The sequence below is a fragment of the Lentzea sp. HUAS TT2 genome, from assembly GCF_051853195.1.
GTDB lineage: Bacteria > Actinomycetota > Actinomycetes > Mycobacteriales > Pseudonocardiaceae > Lentzea.
On the sequence record NZ_CP196667.1, the window covers coordinates 6,571,509 to 6,586,834 of the forward strand.

The following is a 15,326-nucleotide window of genomic DNA, read 5'->3' on the forward strand; positions in this document are numbered from 1 at the left end:
GCGGGTGCGGTGCTCAGTCTGTTGCGGAGAAGCGGAACGACGTGAGCCGGAACGAGCCTCGCAGAACCACCCGCAGGTCGTGCACCCCGGTCAGCGCCGAAGGCAGCTCCGCCGCGATGGTCGTCCACTCGTAACGGCCGCCGGTGTCCGGCACCTGGAGCTCCGCCAGCACGCCCTCGTCCGTGCGGAACTCCAGGCGGGCCAAGGGGTTCTCCGCGGAGACCTCCGCCTCGACGCGGACCGCGCCCGACAGGTCGATGCGCCCGAACCACAGCGTGGCCGCCCGGTCGGTGTCGGCAGGCGTGACCGCGTCACCGGTCACGCGGGTGGCGTCGACGAGGGTCACGTTGTCGTAGTCGTCGAAGTCGGCGGCCAGTTGCCGACCGGTGCGGGCTGCGGGAGCCGGTCCCACCACCGTGAGCGGGGCGGTGAGCACGACGTCGCCGGCCGAACGGGCGACGAGGACCTCGTAGTCGCCGGGATCCACCGCGAACGCACCGGTCGTGACGTCCCAGTGGGCGAGCCGGTCCGTGGGCAGCCGGAAGGACAGGACGCGGCTCACTCCGGGCGCCAGCGTGACCTTGCGGAAGTCGGCGAGCCGCAGATTCGGTGCCTCGTAACGGGCCCGCAGTGCGCGGACGTAGAGCTGGACGACGTCGCTGCCGGTCCTGGTGCCGGTGTTGGCCAGCGTCACCGTGAGGTCGATAGCGCTGTCCGGGGTGGCCGTGCCCGACGACAGGATCAGGTCGCGGTGGGCGAAATCGGTGTAGGAGAGGCCGTGGCCGAACGGGTACAGCGGCGCGGCCCGGTGGTACTGGTAGGTCCAGCCCGCCTTGATGACGTCGTAGTCGAGCGGGTGCGGCAACGGGTCGTCGCCGCGGTACCAGGTCTGCGGCAGGCGTCCGGCGGGCTCGGCCTCACCGAGCAGGACGGCGGCCAGCGCCCTGCCGGTCTCCTGCCCGCCGTGGGACGTCCACAGCACCGCGGGCAGGTGTTCGTCGGCCCAGTCCAGGGCGTAGGGGTAGCTGCTCATCACGACCAGCACCGTGTCCGGCCGGGTCTGCGCGACCGCGCGCAGCAACGCGTCCTGGGCGTCCGGGAGCGCGATTCCCTTGCGGTCCTCGGTCTCCCGGCCGTGGATCAGCGGGTGGTTGCCGAGGACGACCACCGCGACGTCGGCTTCCACCGCGGCTGTCAACGCTGCCGCGGTGCCGTCCCTCAGGACCTCGCGCTCCCACCGTTCGGCGGCGTCGGCGGTCTCCGCGGTGACGGTCACGCGCCCGTCGACCGGGTCCACGACGGCGTACCTGCCCGTGAGCACGTTCTGCAGCAGCACCGAGTCCTCGACGGGCACGAGCCGGAACGTCTCGCGGACCTCCCAGCTCTTGATCCGCTCCTGGTCGGCCACCAGCGAGACGTCCTGCAGGCTCAGGTAACACCCGGACTCCACCGACCGCAGCGTCAGCACGCCGCCGCCCCAGTCCACGACGTCGAACGGCGTCTTGCCCAGCAGTTCGCCGCTGGTGCGCGAACGCAGTGCGATGCGGTCCGAGCCGTCCGCGACGACCACCTCGCCGCCTTCTCCCAGAACCGAACGGAGTCCACTCGCGACGGTCACCTGGTACGGAAGCGTGCCGCTGTACCAGTCCTCGCACACCATGTCGGCGAGCGGGCCGATCACGGCGATCCGCGACGTGCTGCGGGCGTCCAGCGGGAGCAGCCCTTCGTTGCGCAGCAGCACAACGGACTCCGTCGCGGACCGCAGCGCGAGGGCGCGGTGTTCGGCACACCCGATGACCTCGGGGCCGATGGTGGCGTACGGGTCGAGTTCGGGATCGAACTCGCCGAGCCGGAAGCGGAGAGACAGCTGCCGGCGTACGGCGCGGTTCACGTCCTCCTCGCTGATCAGGCCGCGTTCCAACGCTTCGCGGAGCCTGCCGATCGGGACCGCGCTGTCCTGACCGTGATCGGTGAAGCTGTCGATGCCGGCCTTGAGCGCGGCGGCGTGGGACTCGGCGTGGTCGTCGAAGTAGTGCTCCGGGTCGACCAGGTTGGACGGCGCCTCCGCGTCGCTGACCACGAACAGCTCCTGGTCGGTCCACCGGCGCAGCTCGTCGTTGACGAGCGGGGTGACGTGGCACGGGCGCCCGTTGACGAGGTTGTAGCCGGCCATGGCACCGGTGGCGGCGCCCGAGGCGATCACGGGCCGGAACGCAGCGAGGTCGTACTCCCGCAGCACGCGCGGGCGCAGGCCGGAGGAGGTGACGCAGCGGTCGTCCTCGTTGTTGTAGGCCAGGAAGTGCTTGAGCACCGGGGCCGCGCGCAGGAACCGGTGGTGCTCGCCCGCGAGGCCGCGGCAGAACGCCGTGCCGACCCGCGCGGTGTGCACCGGGTCCTCGGAGTAGCCCTCCTCGTTGCGGCCCCAGCGGGGGTCGCGCAGCAGGTTCAGCACCGGCGCCCACGCCTGCAGGCTGTTCCTGCCCGTGCCGACGATGGCCGGGCGGTGGTGGTGGAACGCCCTCAGCTCGACCGAGGTGGCCTCGGCGACGCGGCGCACGAGCTCCTCGTCCCAGGTCGCGCCCAGCCCGACCGCCTGGGGGAACACCGTCGCGGTGCCCAGCCACGCGACGCCGTGCAGCGCCTCCGTGCCGGTGCGGAACGCGGCCACGCCGAGCCGGGGCACGGCCGGTGAGTACTGGTGCAGCATCGCGATCCGCTCGTCGAGCGTGAGTCGCCCGAGGAGGTCGTCGACGCGTTCGCGCGCCGGCAGCGCGGAGTCGCGAAAGGGCAGCCGATACACGGCGGGCACGGACTCGGAAACCACGTGGTGACCCCTCGGCTCAGAGCTTGCGTTGAAGCGTTTCGACGGTGTCATGCAGTGGTTTCTGCTGTCAACGGTCTTGTTTCATGCGACCTGCGTCACTAGCCTCGCCGACATCTGTTTAAGCGCTTCGACACTTCAACGGTGAAGGATCGGTCCCGCCATGGGCAACGAGTTGAACCGCAGAGGCTTCCTGAACGCCGCCGTCGCCGCGGCAGGGCTCGTCGCGATGGGACCGGTGCTGTCCGCCTGCGGAAGTGGCCCGGCACAGCGGGCGGGAGTCGGTTCGGAAGCCGCCCTCAAGGCAGTGTTACCGGCCTACGTGCCGAACACGTCGATCAAACCGGACATCGCCTCCGTCGCGGGCGGCCCCGACGTGATGACGAACCCCGGCTTCCTCAGCTACCCGGCGAACAGGATCGCCACGGTGCCCGGCATCCCGGGCAAGGGCGGCACGTACTCGGCGGTCACACCGTTGTGGGGGACCATCCCGCCCGCCGACAACGCGTTCTACGCGGCCATGAACAAGGCCCTGGGCGTCCAGCTGGAGATGAAGCCCGCGGACGGCAACAACTACAACACCATCATCCCGACGATGACGGCCTCGAAGCGGCTGCCGGACTGGATCCAGCTGCCGACCTGGTGGAACTCCCAGATGAACGTCGGCGGATTGGTGGGGAACCAGCTCGCGGACCTGACGCCCCACCTGTCCGGCGACAACATCAAGAAGTACCCCAACCTCGCTGCCATCCCGACCGCCGCGTGGCGCACCGGCGCGTGGGGCGAGAAGCTCTACGGGATCCCCTCCTTCGCCTCCGGCTTCCAGATCGCGGGCACGCTCTACTACCGGCGCGACATCCTCGACGCCAAGGGGATCACCGCCGACCAGGTGAAGTCCGCCGACGACCTGATGCGGCTCGGCAAGGAACTGACCGACGCCAAGAAGGGCGTGTGGGCGTTCGACGACGTCTACCGCTACCTCTACACCTCCTTCGGCGCGCCGCTGAAGTGGCGGGTGGACAACGGGAAGCTGGTCCACCTGTACGAGACCGAGGAGTTCCTCGCGGCGCTCGACTGGAACAACCGGCTCGCCACCGCCGGGTACGTGCACCCCGACGCGCTGGCGGGCGACAACGCCAACGGCACCACGCGGTTCTACAGCGGGAAGACGCTGATCGCCGGTGACGGCACGGGTGCGTGGAACCTCGCCGACGTCCAGTCCGGCAGGGCCGCCGACCCGAACTACCGGCGCGGGGCGTTCAACGTCATCGCCGCCGACGGCAAGAGCGCACCGCGCGTCGACATGGGCGCGGGCGCCAGCATCATGAGCTACCTCAACATCAACCTGAAGCCCGAACAGATCGAGGAGTGCCTGGCCGTCGCGAACTACCTCGCCGCGCCGTACGGCTCGGCCGAGTTCACGATGGTCAACTTCGGCGTCGAGGGCACCCACTTCACCATGGTCGACGGCGTGCCGACGGCCACCGAGGCCGGCAAGAAGGAAGTGCAGGCGCAGACCTACCCGTTCCTGGCCGCGCCCGCCGCCGCGGTCAACAGCCCCGGCGTCGACTTCGTCACCAGGGACTACACCTCCTGGCAGGCCGCCAACGTGCAGGCGCTGGCCAAGCCGGTCTTCTGGAACATGAACATCAGCATGCCCCAGGCGCAGGCCACGGCGGACGCCGCGCAGCAGGTCGAGGACGCGATGCGGGACTGCATCCACGGCAAGAAGTCGGTGGCCGAGGTCAAGGAGGCCGTGGCGAGCTGGAAGAGCAGTGGTGGCGGCGACAAGCTGATCCAGTGGACCAATGACAACGTCCTGCAGAAGCACGGCACCGGGCAATGACCACGGCGACCCCGACGCGACCGGACCGCGGGCCGGCGCGGCTGGACTGGCGGGTGAGGCTGCGCCGCGACCGGTCGCTGATCCTGATGACGCTGCCCGCCGTCGTCCTGCTGCTGGTCTTCAACTACGTCCCGCTGTTCGGGCTCGTCACCGCGTTCCAGGAGTACGACCCGCTCGCTGGGATCTGGTACAGCACGTGGGCAGGCCTCGACCAGTTCCAGCGGCTCTTCGGTGACGCGAACTTCTGGAACGCGGTGCAGAACACGCTGTACCTGAGCTTCGTCCAGCTCGTCCTGTTCTTCCCGGTGCCGATCGCGCTGGCCCTGCTGCTCAACTCCGTGCTGTCGCAACGGGTCCGCAACTTCATCCAGTCGGTCGTCTACCTGCCGCACTTCTTCTCGTGGGTGCTGGCGATCACGATCTTCCAGCAGATGCTCGGCGGCGCGGGGGCGCTCAACCACTTCCTGCGCAACAACGACATCGGCACCTGGGACGTCATGACGAACCCGGACACCTTCGCGCTGCTGGTCTCCGCGCAGGTGATCTGGAAGGAGGCGGGCTGGGGGATCATCGTCTTCCTGGCCGCGCTCGCCGCCGTCAACACCGACCTGTACGAGGCCGCGGCGGCGGACGGCGCCGGGCGGTGGCGGCGGTTGTGGCACATCACCCTGCCCGGTCTGCGCGGCGTCATCGTGCTGATGCTGGTGCTGCGCCTGGGGAACGCGCTGACCGTCGGGTTCGAGCAGTTCCTGATCCAGCGCGACGCCGTCGGCTACGACACGGCGGACGTGCTGGACACCTTCTCGTTCTACTACGGCATCGCGACCGGCGACTACAGCTACGGCGCGGCGGCCGGTCTGTTCAAGAGCGTGATCTCGCTGCTGCTCATCTGGGGTGCGAACAAGCTGGCGCACGCCTTCGGCGAAGACGGGTTGTACCGGAGGTGACCGACGTGCTCACGATCGAACGCACCCGCGAGGCCGCGGATGTTGTTGCGCCCCAAGCGGTGCGCAAGAGGAAGCGGAACACCCGGCCGGCGTGGGAGGAACCACCGACGATCGCCGGCGAGGCCGCCAAGGGGATCACCCTCGGCGGCGTGCTGCTGGTGATGCTGGTGCCGCTGTGGATCATCGTGGTGACCAGCCTGTCCACCCAGGGCGCGGTCAACCGCGCCGGTGGTCTGGTGATCTGGCCGGACGGACTGACGTTCGAGGCCTACCGGGTGATGCTGGAGGACACCACGGTGCGCACCGCGCTGCTGGTGAGTCTCGGCATCACCGCGGTCGGCACCGTCGTGTCGATGGCGGTCTCGGTCATGTGCGCGTACGGCCTGTCGCGCTCGCGGTCGTTCGCGCACCGCTTCCTGCTGACCCTGTTGATCGTCACGATGTTCGTCAACGGCGGCCTGATCCCCACCTTCCTGGTCGTCACCGGCCTGGGCGGCTACGGCCAGTGGTGGTCGCTGATCCTGCCGAGCGCGATCTCCGTGTTCAACATCCTGATCCTGCGGTCGTTCTACTCCAGCACCTCGGCCGACCTGATCGAGGCCGCGCGGATCGACGGCGCGGGGGACTGGCGGATCCTGTGGTCCATCGTGCTGCCGACCTCGCGCGCGGTGACCGCGGTGATGGCGCTCTTCTACGGCGTCGGCTACTGGAACTCGTTCTTCAACGTCATGTTGTACATGCCGACGGACAGCGAGAAGTGGCCGCTGCAGTACGTGCTCTACACCTACGTCAACCGCGGCAACGGCATGCCGGGCTCGGTGAACTCGGGCTTCGGCACGGCGCTCTCCCAGACCGCGCCGCTGTCGCTGCAGATGGCCGTGGTGGTGCTGACGCTCGTGCCGTTGCTCCTCGTGTACCCGTTCGTGCAGAAGCACTTCCGCACGGGCGTCCTGACCGGCGCGATCAAGGGCTGAACCTCCATGGTGACCATTGCGGACGTGGCCAGGCACGCGGGCGTGTCGTCCAGCACGGTGAGCTACGTGCTCAGCGGCAAGCGCGCGATCTCCGAGGAGACCCGCCGCCGGGTGCGCAGTTCCGTGCGGGAGCTCGGATATCACCCCAACGCGGGTGCGCGGGCGCTGGCCGCGCGGCGGTCGCACATCATCGCGTTGATGGTGCCGTTGCGCACCGACGTCTACGTCCCGGTCATGATGGAGATCGCGATCGCGGTGACCACGGCTGCCCGCCAGCACGGGTACGACGTCCTGCTGATCACCAACGACGAGGGACCGGACGGGGTCCGCAGGATCGCCGCCAGCGGTCTGGCGGACGGCCTGATCCTGATGGACGTCGAGTTGGACGACGAACGCATCCCGGTGCTGCGCGCGCAGGGCACCCAGGCCACGCTCATCGGGCTGGCCGACGACGCCCGCGGACTGTCCTGTGTGGACCACGACTTCGTGGCGGCCGGGGCGTTGTGCGCGGACCACCTCGCCGATCTCGGCCACCGCGAGATCGCGTTCATCGGCTACGGGTCCGGGGTCTACCACCGGCACGCCGGGTACGCCGAGCGCACGCTCGCCGGGTTCCGCGACCGGGCGGGGCAGCGTGGTCTGCGTTTCCTGCACCGGACCTGCGAGGGCACCTACGAGAGCACGGCGGGCACGCTCGCCCGCGTGCTCGCGGACCGTCCCGGCACCACCGGGTTCGTCGTGCAGAACGAGGGCGCGATCGGCCCGTTGCTCACCCTGCTGCGCGCCGGCGGGCGGACGGTTCCCGAGGACGCCTCGGTGATCGCGTTGTGCCAGGCCCAGCTCGCCGAGCAGTTCGCGCCGCGGCTCACGGCGGTGACCGGGTCCGCGCAGGAGCTCGGCCGGGTCGCCGTGGAGCAGATCGTGGGCAGGCTCGCGGTGGCGAGCGACGGCGGCCGACCGGACGACCACCAGGCACTGCTCACGCCGACCCTGACCGTGCGCGAGAGCACGGGACCACTCACTCCGCGCTCGTGAGGAGCTTCCGCATGCCCCAGTACTTCCGAGACCTCGGCACCGCGCTGGAATGGCGGGCCAGGGGCGAGACGCTCCGCGTCGAGGCGTGGGGCCCCGACGGGGTCCGCGTGCGCGCGACTCCGGCCGGCCCGCTGCTCGACGACCTGCCCGGCGCGTTGCTCGGCACACCGGGGAACGGCACGGTCGAGGTCAAGATCTCCGAGCACCACGCCACTCTCGTCCACGGTGCGCTCACCGTCCGGATCGACGCCGGTACCGAAGGCGCCCTGACCCCGGAGCTGGGGGCGTCCGCGGGCACGCTGACGTTCATCAGGACCGAGGACGGCACCGAGCTCCTCGCGGAGGAACCGGCCCACTTCTGGTGGCCGGGACCGCGGCTCGCGACCCCGACCGGCAACGGCCATCACCGGCTGGAGCAGCGTTTCCGCGCCTATCCCGGGGAACGGCTCTACGGCCTCGGCCAGCACACCCACGGCATGCTCGACCAGAAGGGCGCGGTCATCGACCTCGTCCAGCGCAACGCCGAGGTCACCATCCCGTTGCTGGTCTCCGACCGCGGTTACGGACTGCTGTGGAACTCGCCCGCGATCGGACGGGTGGAGCTCGCGGAGACCGGGACGCGCTGGGTGTCCGACAGCGCCCGCCAGATCGACTACTGGATCACCGCGGGCAGCCCCGCCGACGTGCTGCGCCACTACGCGGACGTGACGGGGCATTCGCCGGAGCTACCCGAGTGGGCTTCTGGTTTCTGGCAGTGCAAACTGCGCTACCGCACCCAGGAGGAACTGCTGGAGGTCGCCCGCGAGCACCGGCGGCGCGGGCTGCCGTTGTCCGTGATCGTCTGCGACTTCTTCCACTGGACCCATCTCGGCGAGTGGAGGTTCGACCCCGCCGAGTGGCCCGACCCGGCCGCGATGGTCCGCGAGCTGGACGAGATGGGCGTCAAGCTGATGGTGTCGGTCTGGCCGTCGGTGAGTCCGGCCAGCGAGAACTACCACCCCATGCTGAACCAGGGGCTGTTCGTCGGCACCGAGTTCGGGCCGATGGCGCACGCCGACTGGCCGGACAAGGGACTCGGCGCCTACTCCGCCCAGGTCGCCTTCTACGACGCCACCAACCCCGAGGCACGCGAGTACGTCTGGGAACGGATCCGGCGCGGCTACCACGACCTCGGCATCTCCGTGTACTGGCTGGACGCCGGCGAACCCGAGCTCAAACCCGGCCACCAGTACAACCTGCGCTACCACGCGGGTCCAGGCCTGGAGGTCGGCAACCTGTACCCGCGCGAGAACGCCCGCACCGTCCACGACGGACTGCGCGCGGCGGGGGAGACCGAGATCATCTCGCTCAACCGCTCCTCCTGGGCGGGCGCGCAACGGTACGGCGCCGCGCTGTGGTCCGGCGACATCGGCACGGACTTCGCCACGCTGCGCACGCAGATCAAAGCGGGACTGAACGTGATGATGTCCGGAATACCTTGGTGGACCACGGACATCGGCGGCTTCCACGGTGGCGACCCTGACGATCCCGCCTACCGCGAGGTCCTCGTGCGCTGGTTCCAGTACGGCACCTTCTGCCCGTTGTTCCGCCTGCACGGTTTCCGCGGCGACGAGCAGGTGCTGGAGCCCGCGATGACCGGGCTGGCCAACGAGGTCTGGTCGTACGGCGAGGAGGCGTACGAGATCCTCGCCGGACATCTGCGGCTGCGGGAGCGCCTGCGCCCCTACGTCATGGAGCAGATGCGCACGGCCTCGGAGACCGGTGTGCCGCCGATGCGGCCGGTGTTCCTGGAGTTCCCGGACGACCTGGCTGCCTGGCGCGTCGAGGACGCGTTCCTGCTCGGCCCCGACCTGCTCGTGGCCCCGATCACCGAGGCCGGCGCCCGCGAACGCGACGTCCACCTGCCGCCCGGCGCGCGGTGGACCGACGCGTGGACCGGCGAGGAGCACGAGGGCGGGCGGACGGTCACCGTCGCGGCCCCGCTGGACCGCATCCCGTTGTTCCTGCGCGACGGGGCGCGCCTGCCCGTGCGGGAGGAAGTGTGATCGCGGAACGACTGGGCGGCCTGGCCTTCGGCGGCGACTACAACCCCGAGCAGTGGGACGAGCGGGTGTGGAAGGAGGACGACGAGCTGATGCGCGAGGCCAGGGTCAACCTGGCCACGGTCGGCGTCTTCTCCTGGGCCCTGCTCGAACCGGAGGAGGGCCGGTACGACTTCGCGTGGCTCGACGCGCACCTGGACCGCCTGCACGCCAACGGGGTCGCGGTCGACCTGGCCACGCCGACCGCCTCCCCGCCGCCGTGGTTCACGCTGGCCCACCCGGACGCCATGCCGGTCACCCGCGACGGCACCAGGCTGGTCCACGGCAGCCGCGACACCTACTGCGTCAGCGCCCCGGCCTACCGCGCTGCTGCCCAGCGCATCGCCTCCGCACTCGCGCAACGCTACGGCTACCACCCGGCGGTGGCGTTGTGGCACGTGCACAACGAGTACGTGACGTTGTGCTGGTGCGAGCACACCGCCGCCGCGTTCCGGATCTGGCTGCGTGCCCGGCACGGCTCGCTGGACGCGCTCAACGAGGCGTGGGGGACGGCGTTCTGGAGCCAGCGGTACGGCAGCTGGGAGCAGGTCCTGCCGCCACGCGCCACCCAGTGGCACCGCAACCCCGGCTTGACACTGGACTTCAGCCGGTTCTTCTCCGACGAGGTGGTCGCCGCCTACCGCGAGCAACAGGACGCCATCCGCGCGCACAGCGACCGTCCGGTGACGACGAACATGATGCAGCCCGGCTACCAGAACGTGGACCTGTGGGCGTTGAGCCGCGAGGTCGACCTGGTCGCGATCGACCACTACCCGGACCGGCCGGGTCTGGACGCGGCGGCGGACGTCGCGTTCGCCGCGGACCGGGCCCGCTCGTTCGGCGGCGGCAGGCCGTGGCTGCTGATGGAACAGGGCACCAGCACCGTCTACGACCAGGGCCGGACGCTGGCCAAGGAACCCGGCGAGATCCTGCGGCACTCGCTCGGCCACATCGCGCGCGGCTCGGAAGGGGCGCTGTTCTTCCAGTGGCGCCAGTCGAAGGCGGGCGCCGAGCAGTGGCACTCGGCGATGGTCCCGCACGCCGGCCCGGACAGCCGAGTCTTCGCCGAGGTCAAGGCGACGGGTGAGGCCGTGTCCCGGCTCGCAGATCTCGCGGGCTCGACCGTGACCGCCGACGTGGCCGTGCTGCACGACTCCGACGCGTGGTGGGCGATGAGCGCGGACGGCCTGCCGTCGTCCGAACTGGACTACCACTCCGCCCTGCGCAACGCGCACCGGGCGTTGTGGGACAACGGGGTCGTCACCGACTTCGCACATCCGGAAGCGGACCTGGCCCGGTACCGGCTGGTCATCGCACCGGCGCTGTACCTGCTCTCCGACGCGGGCGCGGAGAACCTGCGCCGCTACGTCGTGCACGGCGGAACGTTGCTGGTCCAGCACTTCAGCGGGGTCGTCGACAGTCGCGGGCACGCCCGTCTGGGCGGCTACCCGGCCGCTCCGCTGCGCGAGGCGCTGGGCGTCCGGGTCGAGGAGTACCGGCCGCTGCGACACCAGGAACGAATCATCCTCTCCGACTCCACTCACGGCACTGTCTGGAGCGAGTCGGTGCGGTTGGAGGGCGCGGAGACGATCGCCGCCTACACCCACGGCGCGCTCGCCGGTTCTTCCGCGCTGACCCGGAACCGTTGCGGCACGGGCGAAGCCTGGTACCTGTCCACCCGGCTCGACGACACGGACTACACCACACTGGTCACCCGGTTGCTGGCCTCTGCCGGAATCGAACCGGGCCTGCCCGGCCTGGAAGTCGTGGTGCGCCAAAGCGAGGACGGCCGCTGGCAGTTCGTGCTCAACCACGGCACCGAACCCGTTGCCCTGCCCGAAGCCGCTTACGACGTGCTGACGGGCGGACCGGTACGGGAGCTGCCACCCGGCGGATGCGCTGTCCTGACAGGAGATCCGCGGTGATCCCCGTGATCCCGGGCATGCACCCCGACCCGAGCGTGTGCCGGGTGGGGGAGGACTACTACCTGGTGTGCTCCAGCTTCGAGTACTTCCCCGGCATCCCGGTCTTCCACAGCCGCGACCTGGTGCGGTGGAAGCAGATCGGCAACGCCCTGGAACGCCCCAGCCAGCTGTGCCTGACCGCGGACACACCGTCGTCGGCGGGAATCTACGCACCGACGCTGCGCCACCACGACGGCCGCTTCTGGCTGGTCGTCACGAATGTGAGCCACGGCGGCGGCAACATGGTCTTCACCGCCACCGATCCGGACGGGCCGTGGTCCGACCCGATCCCGCTGCCCGGCGTCGGCGGCATCGACCCCGACCTCGCCTGGGACGACGACGGCATCTGCTGGTGCACGGTCGCCGGGGTGCACCAGTACCGCATCGACCCGGCCACCGGCGAGACGTTCGGCGAACCGCGCAGGCTGTGGTCCGGCACCCCTGGCGCCAAAGCACCGGAAGCACCACACCTGTACCGGATCGGCGGCCACTGGTACCTGCTGATCGCCGAAGGCGGCACCGAACGCGGCCACGGCGTCTCGATCGCCCGCTCCTCGTCGCCGGACGGCCCGTTCGAGCCGTGCCCCGCCAACCCGATCCTGAGCCACCGCGGCACGAACGAGCCCGTCCAGAACACCGGTCACGCGGACCTGGTGCAGTCACCGGACGGCACGTGGTGGATGGTGCTGCTCGGCGTGCGACCCGGCGGCGGCACCCCCGGCTGGCACGTCCTCGGCCGGGAGACCTTCCTGGCACCGGTGACCTGGACCGACGGCTGGCCGATCGTCGGAGAGCTGTCGCCCGGGCCGTCAGATTCCGTTGTGGTGGAACGGGACGACTTCGACCTCGCCGATCTGCCGCCGCACTGGATCTCGTTGCGCGACCGCCTTGAGCAGCACTGCACGACAAAAGAACGCCCAGGCTGGCTCACGCTGCACGCCCGCGGGTCCGGAATGGACGATCCCGCCGTCGTGTTCGCCGGACGGCGCCAACAACACCTGTCCTGCCTCGCCCGCACACTGCTGGACCCGGCGCAGGGCCGCGGTGGCCTGGCGGTCCGGCTCGACGAGGACCACCACTACGAGATCGAGGCCGCACACGGCGAGGTGCGGGTCCTCGCCCGCATCGGACCGGTGGGCACCGTGGTCGCCGCCAGGCCGGTGCCGGAGGGGCCGCTGGTCCTCGTGGTGCGGGTGGACGAGGCCCGGACGCTGCGGGACGCTCGCTCCGGACCCGACACGCTGTCGTTCGGAGTCGAGGAGCCCGACGGCACGTTCGCTGAACTGGCCACGCTGGATGGCAAGTACCTCTCGACCGAGGTGGCCGGTGGGTTCACCGGCCGCGTCATCGGCCTGTACGCCGCGGCGGGGACCGTGCACTTCGACTGGTTCGAGTACCAGCAGCTCAACTGAGAGCGAGGGGTTCATGAACGGATCACGCAGGCATGTACACGCGGCCCTGGGTGCGGTGGTGGTCCTGATGACCACACTGACACCGCTGCCGGCGACCGCGGCAAACCCGCTGACCAAGGCGCACACCGCAGGCCGGGTCACGGCGTCCGGTCAGTACACCTGGCCGGGGGTCTACTTCGAGGGCAGGTTCCGGGGCACCGGCGTAGGGATCGTGCTCAACGACCCGGTGAACGACTACGACGTGCAGATCGACGGCGCGACCGTCGCGACGCTGACGATGCCGGGCAAAACGACGCACTGGGTCCGCGGCCTCGTCGACAGCGCCCACCGCGTGCGCCTGGTCAAACGGACCGAGAGCCCCTGGGCGGCGGGGCAGTTCGGTGGCTTCGTGGCGGTGAACGGCGGAACGGTTCTCGCCAAGCCGGCGGCACGGACCCGCCAGATCGAGTTCATCGGCGACTCCCTGACCGCGGGCTACGGCAACCTCTCCACCACCCGTGACTGCTCCGCGAACGGCGGCGTCACCCGCAACACCAACACCGACATCAGCTTCGGGGCACTCGCCGCGAAGGCGCTCAACGCCGACTACCAGGTCAACGCGTACTCCGGCCTGGGCGTGGTGCGCAACTACAACGGTCACACGCCGGGAACCAGCTACCGCACCTACTACGACCGGGCGTTGCTGCACGTCGACGGCGACGTCTGGCGCAAGCCCGGCACATGGCGGCCGCAGCTCGTCGTGGTCGGCCTGGGCACCAACGACTTCTCCACCCCGCTCAACCCCGGCGAGCAGTGGCCAACCCCGGACAGCCTGGTCACCGCGTACAAGTCCGCCTACCAGGGCTTCCTCGACAAGCTGCGCACCCGTTACGGCCCGGCCACCACGATCGTCGTGAGCGTCCCCGAGGCGTCCGGCACGTTCGCCGACGCCGTCCGCCAGGTCGTGCGGGACCGCAACGACCAGGGCGACAGCCGGGTCCGTCACTGGAACTACAGCGACCCGGCGCTCGACCGCCTCGGGTGCGACTGGCACTTCTCCGCGCGCGACCACCGGCTGGTGGCGGGGAAGCTCGGCGACTACCTCGCCACGCTTCCCCTCCGGTGGTGAGGGCTACTTCGGGTCGAGCACGAACAGCGGGATCAGCCGGTCGGTCTTCTCCTGGTACTCGGCGTAGTTGGGGAAGGCCGCGACGGCGCGCTCCCACCACTCGGCCCGCTCGGCGCCGTCGACCTCACGGGCGGTGTACTCCTTCGCCTCGGTGCCGTCCTGCAGGACGATCTCCGGGTGCGCCTTGATGTTGCCGCCCCAACACCTGTATCCGGGACCGATCCCGTAACGGCAGCTTCTCGACCGCCCGTACGGCCTGTTCAGGGGCGCACGGGATGCACTCCGGCCTCCTCCAACAGCGGGCACTGCGGTGGCCGTGACTGACGGAATCGTCCAGGTCCTCAGGTTCGGCGACGCCACGACTGACCAACCCTCCGCAGAGCCTGGCGATGCGCTGGCGACTGGCCTCCCCCAGGGCCCCTGGGCCAGCCCGCGCACCACGCACACTGGACCTGAGACTTCCCGACTCGGCGACACGCCCGCCGAGCAACGGACGAGTCCGCAGCGTCGGTGCTACACGGTGGCACTGCTCGATTCCGACGGCAGGCTCACCGACCAACAGTTGTTCTCGCAGTTGGAGTGGACTCCGGGCACACGCGTAACCGTCGGCGTGGACGAGGACCACGAAATCGTCATGCGCCGGGCGAGCAGGTCGCCTCCGTGCTGACCTTCCGCAACATGGTGCTTGTGCCCGCGCCCTTGCAGCGCTGGTGCGGCCACGAAGCGGACGCTTAGGTGCTGGTGATAGCCATCCCTTCGATGTCCGCTGTCGTGCTGCACACTTTGGAGACACTCGACCAGGCGTTGCCCGATCCCAGAAGGATCGTGGAGCGCATGCGGCCTGCTGGCGCACCGCCAGGTCATGCGGGCCCGACATCAGCCGCCGGTGCTGACGACAGTGGCGACGGCGAGCTTAGGACTGGGTTGCGGGCACAGTTCGGCGACGTGGCCGAGGATGCATCAGGTTCGGGTGGCGGTCGTGGCTAGCACCCCGGCTGACGTGCGGGTGTCGGCCCAGATGATGTAGCACATGGACGTGGAGCCGGAAGAGCTCTTGGCCGCCTTGCGACTCCAGAACCTGCCACCTTTGAACAGTTTGTGCCTCTGGTGCCCGAAGCGACAAGCCAGACGACGCGAC

At 70.0% G+C, this 15,326-nt stretch carries 10 protein-coding genes; 8 read left to right on the forward strand and 2 right to left on the reverse strand.

Going from position 1 to position 15,326, the window contains the following annotated elements:
* Positions 1-13: 13 nt before the first annotated feature.
* Positions 14-2,824, reverse strand: a complete 2,811-nt coding sequence (locus ACSHWB_RS31875) for a glycoside hydrolase family 3 C-terminal domain-containing protein (protein ID WP_439656981.1) — start codon at positions 2,822-2,824, stop codon at positions 14-16.
* A gap of 160 nt (positions 2,825-2,984) precedes the next feature.
* Between ACSHWB_RS31875 and ACSHWB_RS31880 the strand changes: the two genes are divergently transcribed.
* The 8 genes from ACSHWB_RS31880 to ACSHWB_RS31915 all read left to right on the forward strand — a co-directional run bounded on the left by ACSHWB_RS31880 (position 2,985) and on the right by ACSHWB_RS31915 (position 14,188).
* Positions 2,985-4,667, forward strand: coding sequence for an ABC transporter substrate-binding protein (locus ACSHWB_RS31880; RefSeq protein WP_439656982.1), 1,683 nt, complete (start codon positions 2,985-2,987; stop codon positions 4,665-4,667).
* Positions 4,664-5,614: an ABC transporter permease gene (locus ACSHWB_RS31885; protein ID WP_439656983.1), complete on the forward strand. Its 951-nt coding sequence runs from the start codon at positions 4,664-4,666 to the stop codon at positions 5,612-5,614. The genes ACSHWB_RS31880 and ACSHWB_RS31885 overlap by 4 nt, the downstream gene beginning before the upstream one ends.
* Positions 5,615-5,619: 5 nt before the next feature.
* Positions 5,620-6,588 (forward strand): carbohydrate ABC transporter permease, encoded by a 969-nt coding sequence (locus tag ACSHWB_RS31890; protein ID WP_439656984.1) that lies wholly within the window; start codon positions 5,620-5,622, stop codon positions 6,586-6,588.
* A gap of 6 nt (positions 6,589-6,594) precedes the next feature.
* Entirely contained in the window at positions 6,595-7,623 is a 1,029-nt protein-coding gene (locus ACSHWB_RS31895) for a LacI family DNA-binding transcriptional regulator (protein WP_439656985.1), read from the forward strand.
* A gap of 11 nt (positions 7,624-7,634) precedes the next feature.
* The gene (locus ACSHWB_RS31900) at positions 7,635-9,668 is read left to right on the forward strand and encodes a glycoside hydrolase family 31 protein (protein WP_439656986.1); all 2,034 of its coding nucleotides are present in this window, start codon (positions 7,635-7,637) and stop codon (positions 9,666-9,668) included.
* Positions 9,665-11,629 carry a beta-galactosidase gene (locus ACSHWB_RS31905; protein ID WP_439656987.1) on the forward strand — a complete coding sequence of 655 codons (1,965 nt, stop codon included), beginning with the start codon at positions 9,665-9,667 and terminating at the stop codon, positions 11,627-11,629. Before ACSHWB_RS31900 ends, ACSHWB_RS31905 begins: the two co-directional genes overlap by 4 nt.
* Positions 11,626-13,080: a glycoside hydrolase family 43 protein gene (locus tag ACSHWB_RS31910; RefSeq protein ID WP_439656988.1), complete on the forward strand. Its 1,455-nt coding sequence runs from the start codon at positions 11,626-11,628 to the stop codon at positions 13,078-13,080. The genes ACSHWB_RS31905 and ACSHWB_RS31910 overlap by 4 nt, the downstream gene beginning before the upstream one ends.
* A gap of 67 nt (positions 13,081-13,147) precedes the next feature.
* Positions 13,148-14,188 (forward strand): SGNH/GDSL hydrolase family protein, encoded by a 1,041-nt coding sequence (locus tag ACSHWB_RS31915; protein WP_439656989.1) that lies wholly within the window; start codon positions 13,148-13,150, stop codon positions 14,186-14,188.
* 3 nt (positions 14,189-14,191) lie between these two features.
* Here ACSHWB_RS31915 and ACSHWB_RS31920 read toward each other — a convergent pair whose 3' ends face one another.
* Positions 14,192-14,494 (reverse strand): nitroreductase/quinone reductase family protein, encoded by a 303-nt coding sequence (locus tag ACSHWB_RS31920; RefSeq protein WP_439656990.1) that lies wholly within the window; start codon positions 14,492-14,494, stop codon positions 14,192-14,194.
* Positions 14,495-15,326: the final 832 nt, after the last annotated feature.